Origin of the sequence: Microcoleus sp. B6-A1 (assembly GCF_036705085.1) — a bacterium.
GTDB lineage: Bacteria > Cyanobacteriota > Cyanobacteriia > Cyanobacteriales > Microcoleaceae > Microcoleus.
In genome coordinates, this window is the sequence record NZ_JAUBTU010000050.1 from 43,771 (window position 1) to 49,770 (window position 6,000).

3 protein-coding genes are annotated in these 6,000 nt (G+C 41.9%); all 3 read left to right on the forward strand.

The genetic code is table 11. The features are described 5' to 3' along the window. Positions 1-106: 106 nt before the first annotated feature. The 3 genes from QUB11_RS18935 to QUB11_RS18945 are packed head-to-tail and all read left to right on the forward strand — an operon-like array spanning position 107 to position 5,929. Positions 107-694 carry a hypothetical protein gene (locus QUB11_RS18935; RefSeq protein WP_333391382.1) on the forward strand — a complete coding sequence of 196 codons (588 nt, stop codon included), beginning with the start codon at positions 107-109 and terminating at the stop codon, positions 692-694. A gap of 5 nt (positions 695-699) precedes the next feature. Beyond that, positions 700-4,059 carry a helicase-related protein gene (locus tag QUB11_RS18940; protein WP_333391384.1) on the forward strand — a complete coding sequence of 1,120 codons (3,360 nt, stop codon included), beginning with the start codon at positions 700-702 and terminating at the stop codon, positions 4,057-4,059. A 4-nt stretch (positions 4,060-4,063) separates the two neighbouring features. Then, entirely contained in the window at positions 4,064-5,929 is a 1,866-nt protein-coding gene (locus QUB11_RS18945; RefSeq protein WP_333391386.1) for a DNA methyltransferase, read from the forward strand. Positions 5,930-6,000: the final 71 nt, after the last annotated feature.

Consider the following 6,000-nt stretch of genomic DNA (forward strand, 5'->3'; position numbering starts at 1 on the left):
AATGCCCGTAGATGGGAAAAAGATTTTTATTTCCATTACTATTGGTGATGAAAGGGATTGAGGAAATAGCATCACAATTCGATGTGAACTTTAGATAAATAAAGTTATGCCAAAGAGGTTGTTACAACTTGACGATTTACGAACTATAGATAGCCCCGAAAGAATAGCATCCATATTTTACAAATTGGGCTATGTTGCCGAAGCTCAACCTCTTAACATAGACGACCTCCAGTTAGGGCCTCGGAATGCAGAAGCAATTACTGAAACATACCTCATAGCTAACGAAGAAAATGCCACTTTACAAGTTTTACTGTTTCAGCTAGAGCCTAATGAGTGGGTTTCTCCCAGTACAGCCAGCACTCAGATGAAAGCGATCGCGTCTCAATTGGGCAGACGTGGTACCGAATTTCTATTGTTGGCAGCCAAAAATTACAACCAACTGATGCTGGTTAATCCCCGCAAAACCTTTGACGAAAAGATGAATGTCAAGGCCAGCATCCGCAAATTATTAATCGATCGCACTAACTCCACAGCCTATGACCGCGACCGATTAGAAGTCATTGTCGCTAAAAATCAAACTCCTTTAGAACTTTATAAAACTCAGTGCGAAGCGTTTGACGTTGAAAAACTGACGAAGCAGTTCTATCAAATCTACAAGAATTTATTAGAGAAAGACCAACAGGTAAGGAGATAGAAATAATGCCAAGAATTTTTGACAATATGCAGAAAAAGTTATTGCCAGAATTGCGCGATACCCTTGACGTTGCGATTCGGGCTGATTTCTGCGTTGGCTATGTCAATCTCAGGGGATGGCGATCCATTGAGGACAAAATCGACAAGTTTGCAGGAACTGAAAACGCAAGATGTCGGTTACTTGTGGGGATGCAAACTTTGCCCAAAGATGAATTACAGAATTTGCTTAGTCTTAGCAATGAAGAAGATCGAATTTCTCTTAGTGAAGTCAGCAAAATCAAACGCCGCTACGTTGAGGAGTTTCGATCGCAGTTAACTTTAGGCGCACCAAATAACCAAGATGAAGCAGCATTACGGAGATTAAGCGCTCAGTTAAAGGCGGGAAAAGTCACCGTTAAGTTATTTGCCCGTCATACTCTCCATGCCAAGCTCTACTTAGTCTACGTTCCAGAGAAAACGCCCCGTATTGCCTTTTTAGGAAGTAGTAACTTAACTCTATCTGGTTTATCGAAACAAGGTGAACTGAACATAGATGTTAACGATCATGTAGCTACGGAGACATTAGAAGAATGGTTTGAACACAAATGGACAGATAGATTTTGTGTTGATATCTCTCAAGAATTAGGAGAAATTATTGATGAAAGTTGGGCTAAGGAAGAATTAACGCCTCCCTATCACATTTACCTAAAGATGGTTTACCACCTATCGCAAGAAGCAAGGGCAGGGATAAATGAATATCGCTTACCCAAGGAGTTTAAGCTGTTTGACTTTCAGGAAGCAGCCGTCAAAATTGCAGCCCGTCATGTAAACAGACGCGGCGGCGTGATGATTGCCGATGTTGTGGGCTTAGGCAAAACAATGATCGCCACTGCCCTAGCAAGGGTTTTACAAGATGATTCTTTCCTAGAAACTCTGATTATTTGTCCTAAGAACCTTGTGGCGATGTGGGACGACTATGTATCTAAGTATCGATTGATTGCTAAGGTAATGTCGATTAGTTGCGTACAAAATGAATTAAAAGACTTGCGTCGCTATCGGGTCGTACTGATTGATGAAAGCCATAACTTGAGAAACCGAGAGGGTAAGCGTTATCGCGCCATTCAAGAATATATCGAAACCAACGAAAGCAAATGTATTTTGCTGACGGCAACGCCCTATAACAAAACTTATCTCGATCTCTCTTCACAGTTCCAATTGTTTATCGCAGAGGATCGGAATTTAGGCATCCGACCTGAGAAGTACATAGATGCAATTGGTGGAGAATTAGAGTTTAGAAAAAAACACCAAGCTGATGTGCGATCGCTAAAAGCTTTTGACTTTAGCCAAGAACCCGACGATTGGCGCGATTTAATGAAACTGTTTATGGTCAGACGTACCCGCAGTTTCATTAAAAATAACTATGCTCTAACCGATGAATCAGGGCGCAAATATTTAGAATTCCCCAATGGCGAAAAATCCTATTTTCCCAATCGCATACCAAAAACTGCGAAATTTTCGATTAATAATGCTACGGATGACCCATACTCGATGCTTTATAGCGATCGCGTAGTTGATGTAATTAACACTCTAAATTTACCGCGATATGGGCTAGGTAAATTTGCGATTCATAAACCTGTCAAACCGCCAACTGAATCAGAACAGAAGATTCTCGATAGCCTGTCCCGTGCAGGAAAGCGCTTAATGGGTTTCTGTCGAACCAACTTATTTAAACGATTAGAAAGCAGTGGTGTCGCCTTTTTACTGTCAATTGATCGCCACATTTTGCGAAATTATATTTTTCTGTATGCAATCACCAATGATTTAAATATTCCCATCGGTACGCAGAATGCAGAGCTTTTAGATACCAAAAATGTTGATGAGGACTCGGATTCATTGGTATCGACAGACAGCGATGTTGAAGCTGAAGGCGATAACATCGGTAGCGACGTGGAATACCATGCTAAAGGCGATTATGAAAAACGCGCCAAGTTGGTCTATGAACTGTATGCCAAGAAATATAAAAAACGGTTCAAGTGGATTCGCTCAAACTTGTTTAAAAAAGGTTTAAAAGATGCCTTGCTTTTCGATGCTCAGGCACTAATTCAGGTAATTAACCTATGTCCAGAGTGGCAAGCCAGCAAAGATCGCAAGCTGGAAACACTGGTTAAATTGCTAACAGTTGACCATAGCGATCACAAGGTGCTGATATTTACGCAGTTTGCTGACACTGCTAACTATTTAGGGGAGCAGCTAACGAAATTTGGTGTTGATAAACTTGCCACAGTTACGGGTAGCACCGAAAATCCTACCGAGCTTGCCTATCAGTTTAGTCCAAAAAGTAATAGCCGCTTAGGTGTGGTTGTTAGCGAGTTACGGGTCTTAATTGCCACTGATGTACTTAGTGAAGGCCAGAACTTACAGGATTGCGACATCATTGTTAATTACGATTTGCCCTGGGCAATTATCCGACTCATCCAAAGGGCAGGACGGATCGACCGTATTGGGCAGGACTCAGAGCAAATTCTTTGTTATTCATTTTTACCCGCCGACGGTGTAGAGGATTTAATTAAACTCAGAAGCCGACTCCGCAAGCGCCTTGAAGAAAATGCTGAAGTTGTCGGTACTGATGAATCATTCTTTGAAGATGACGAGGCGCGAGTCGTTAGGGACTTGTATAACGAGAAGTCTGGTATCTATGACGAGAGCGATGATGATAACGAGGTCGATCTAATTTCTGAAGCTTTCCAAATCTGGAAAAATGCCACTGACAAAAATCCGAAACTCAAGAAAATTATTGAGTCGCTGCCTAATGTTTCCTACTCAACACGATCGCATAGTCCCGAACCCACCAAGCCAGAAGGGGTAATGATTTATGTCCGCACGGCTGAGGGTAACGATGCCTTAGCCTATGTGGATCACAATGGTAAGAGCGTTACCCAGTCTCAGTTAGCTATTCTGAGATTAGCCGCTTGCGAGCCCGATACCCCTGCAATCCCCAGAGATGAAAAACATCACGCTCTGGTTGCCAGCGGGACAAAGATGCTGGTCAAGGAAGAAAAAGATACAGGGGGTTCTCTAGGCAGTTCCAAGAGTGCAAGATTTCGAGCCTATGAACGACTTAAACGCTATGTGGAGCATGAACAAGTAAAAAACCCTTTGCTGGTCTTACCAGACTTGCCGAAGGCTGTAGAAGAGATTTATCGCTATCCTTTGCGCCAGTCGGCGATCGATACGCTTAACCGAAAGTTTAAAGATGGCATTGATGATGAGCAGTTGGCAAATCTAGTTTTGGATATACGCAAGGACGATCGCCTCTGCATCATTTCTGAAGATGCTCGTCACCACGAACCGCAAATTATTTGTTCTCTAGGTCTATACAAAGGTTAATGTTATGCCTCTTAACTTAAACAAGTCGCGCCAATACTTGCAGAAATTTGATTTTCTCAGTCTATTTATTGAAGAACTAGGATGGTCATCACCACCAAGCAACGAGGCTATATCGTTTGAATTTGAAGGTAAGACCTTTTATCGCCAAGCTGTTGCAGAATTAGCAGGGGTGATGATTTTAGAAATAACTGCTGATAATGGCGAGATACCTGATGCAAAAATTAGAGCCAATCTGCAAAAAGAAATTTCTAAACTCTACTTAGAGAACCTGTTGATTTTCCTAGATGGCAATCGCAGAAAAAGTCTGTGGTATTGGGTAAAACGAGAAGGCAATAAGCAATATCGCCGCGACCATCTGTATGTCAAAGGTCAGTCCGGAGACTTGTTTCTTAGCAAGCTAGGCGCTTTGGTTGTTGATCTCAAAGATTGGGAGTCAGGCAATATCTCAGTTTTAAATGCGGCAAGACGACTCAAGGAAAGCTTCGATATCGAGCGAGTAACTAAAGAGTTTTTCCAGAAGTTCCAGTCACTACATGGAGATTTTCTTAGCCAGATTAAGGGTAAAGGCATAGAGGACAATGAGAGCGATCGCCGTTGGTATGCGTCTATTCTGTTGAACCGTCTCATGTTTGTCTATTTCCTACAGCGCAAATATTTCTTAGACAATGGCGACGAACAATATTTACAAAATAAACTCAAAGCTAGCAAAGAAGAGGAATTAGACTGCTTCTATGTTGACTTCCTAAAGCCACTATTTTTTGAAGGATTTGGCAAACCTGAATCGGAACGACCCGAACCAATTAAACAGCGTATCGGTAAAATTCGCTATCTCAACGGTGGATTATTTTTACCCCATAACCTAGAGCAGAAATATCCTGATATCCAAATTAGCGATCACGCATTTGAGCAAGTTCTCAGCCTATTTTCTAGATATTCATGGAACTTAGACGATACCCCTGCTGGCAAGGATGACGAGATTAACCCCGATGTGTTGGGTTACATCTTTGAGAAATACATTAACCAGAAAGAGTTTGGCGCTTACTATACCCGTCCGGAAATCACCGAATATCTATGCGATCGCACCATCAATAAGCTGATTTTAGACAAGTCGGAGCGTAAAGGTGTTAGCAATATCAATGAACTGCTATTGAGATTAGATGCCGACCTATGCGATCGCCTACTCAATCAAATTCTACCCAATTTGACTTTGCTTGACCCTGCCTGTGGTTCGGGGGCATTTCTTGTCGCAGCGATGAAAACTCTCATCGGTGTTTATACAACTATAGTTAGCCAAGCCCGTGAGCTCGTAGAACAGCCGAATATTGCCAAGTGGTTTGAGGAAGCGGATAAACATACTTCTATTGACTACTACATCAAGAAGCGGATTATCAGTGATAACCTCTACGGAGTGGACATCATGGAGGAAGCGACTGAAATTGCCAAGCTCAGACTTTTTCTAGCTTTGGTAGCTTCTGCCAGAAAGGTCAATGAGCTAGAGCCACTGCCAAATATAGACTTTAATATCATGGCCGGAAATTCATTGATAGGCTTAATCCGAGTTGATGGAGACGGTTTTAACAGGTTGAGTCAAAAGAGTAAATCCTCTACCCATGATCAGAAAACCTTATCTAAGCCTACAGCTTTACAAGGTGACTTGTTAGAACTACTAGCGACTTCAGAGTATCAGCAGATTTTAGCGAACAAAAATGCCAAAATTGCTGAGTATAAAAAGTATGCGTTTCGACATGGTGATGAGTGCTCACTGGATAGCCGACTATTACAGTTGCGTAGTGATATTGACACCCTTAACCAAGAATCACAGGTAAAACTTAATCAACTGTTGCTAGATGAATTTAGTAAAAAGCTATAGCCTTTCTCTGAAAGATGAGGTATCATGTTACTGACACTCACTCGTGAGGGTCAAACAGAGAAAATCAGCTC

Coding starts and splice junctions, on each gene's coding strand:
- QUB11_RS18935 (WP_333391382.1), top strand. CDS start 107: ATGCCAAAGAGGTTGTTACAACTTGACGATTTACGAACTATAGATAGC.
- QUB11_RS18940 (WP_333391384.1), top strand. CDS start 700: ATGCCAAGAATTTTTGACAATATGCAGAAAAAGTTATTGCCAGAATTG.
- QUB11_RS18945 (WP_333391386.1), top strand. CDS start 4,064: ATGCCTCTTAACTTAAACAAGTCGCGCCAATACTTGCAGAAATTTGAT.